1 protein-coding gene is annotated in these 1,559 nt (G+C 59.8%); it reads right to left on the bottom strand.

Annotation, left to right across the window (positions count from 1 at the left end; genetic code table 11):
- Nucleotides 1–424 precede the first annotated feature (424 nt).
- Nucleotides 425–1,441: an IS110 family transposase gene (locus tag HCU76_RS36280; RefSeq protein WP_218512055.1), complete on the bottom strand. Its 1,017-nt coding sequence runs from the start codon at nt 1,439–1,441 to the stop codon at nt 425–427.
- Nucleotides 1,442–1,559 lie beyond the last annotated feature (118 nt).

The raw sequence follows: 1,559 nt of genomic DNA, 5'->3' as shown, positions 1-1,559 counted from the left end.
TCTACAAGGGCTTCCTTGACAATGCAAACTGAATTTTTGGCTTCGCGCAAGTTGCGAGCGATGCTCCGCCTTGACGATCGTCGTTTGGGGAAGATCGCCACTGCGAAGTGGGCATGAAGTTGCAAGCTGCACCGATCGGCGGGGCTCGGCTACCGCTGTGATCTAAGAAGTCAAGGTGCGGACTGGCTGGTCTACAAACGGCCATCAATGCAGCGCGTGCCTGGCTGCGGACCCTGATGAAAGACACACGTGGGGGCCTCATTCGATAATCGAGGATGGCAAGCGCCACCTCCACCCCAATCTCAGGCACACCCCACGCAGGTCCAACCTTGCTTCATCACTGCAAGCCGTCAAGCGGCGGTGGAATCGGTTCAGTCAGTTCATGCAATCTCGTTTTGGACGGATTGAGTTGGCCGCCCGCAGTTCATGCTGGCATCGTGAATTGCTCTCCTCGAGACAGTACGGCCCAGGCCATGCGTGCATTCTTGGCCGCGATGGCCACGATCGCTCGCCAATAGCCGCGCCGCTCGGCCAGCGCCGCGGCCCATCGACTGACCACATCAGTTTTGTTCGCGGCCGAGTTGAGTACTGCTCGCGCACCCAAGACCAGCAGTGATCGGATGTACGGATCGCCGGCCTTTGTGATGTGGCCAAGTCGTGCTTTCCCGCCCGAGCTGTACTGGCCGGGGACCAGGCCGAGCCAAGCTGCAAATTGACGACCACACTTGAAGTCATGGCCGTTTCCGATCATCGCCAGCAGTGCGGTGGCGGTGGTCGGGCCAACGCCACTCAGGCGCATGAGCTGCTTGGCCCGGATGTCTTCGCGCGCCATCTGCGCGATGTGCCGGTCATAGAGCGCAATCCGCTCGTCCAGCCGCATCAATTCGCTGAGCAGATCACCGATGGCGGTATTGCTCCACCCCGGCAGATCCTCTAGACAGGTCATGGCCTGACGACGCACGGTCTCGGCCTTCAGCGGCAACACGACACCGAACTCACTGAGCAGGCCGCGGATCCGGTTGATGGTCGCTGTGCGCTGCTCGATGAATCCCTGGCGCACGCGATGCACGCTCAGTTGTGATTGCTGTTCAAGGCTCTTGATCGGCACGAATCTCATGTTAGGCCGCTGCACCGCTTCGCAGATCGCCGCTGCGTCGGCGGCGTCATTTTTGCCTCGCTTGCCAGACAGACGATACGGACTGACGAACTTTGCTGCCATGAGGCGCACCGTGTGACCGTGGGCCATGAACTGCCGCGCCCAGTGGTGCGCGCCGGAACACGCTTCCATGCCGATCACACAAGGCGGTAGCGAAACGATCAGTTCGAGTAGCTTGCTTCGCGCCACGTTCGGACGCACCAGTTCTGGCTTGCCAGCTTCATTCACTGCGTGAACGGCGAAAACGGTCTTGGCGAGATCGATGCCGACATACAAAATGGTCATGGACTTCCCCTTCCGAGTGAGTTGATGGAACTTCGCAATCCCATCGTGGCACTTTGTTGCCGGCAGTCGCAATACACAGCGGCCTATCGGGACGGGGAAGTCCCTTTCATTCGATAAG

Source organism: Variovorax sp. dw_308 (assembly GCF_019207085.1).
GTDB lineage: Bacteria > Pseudomonadota > Gammaproteobacteria > Burkholderiales > Burkholderiaceae_C > Variovorax.
This window is presented reverse-complemented; position numbering and strand designations above follow the sequence as displayed.

Coding starts and splice junctions, on each gene's coding strand:
- HCU76_RS36280 (WP_218512055.1), bottom strand. CDS start 1,441: ATGACCATTTTGTATGTCGGCATCGATCTCGCCAAGACCGTTTTCGCC.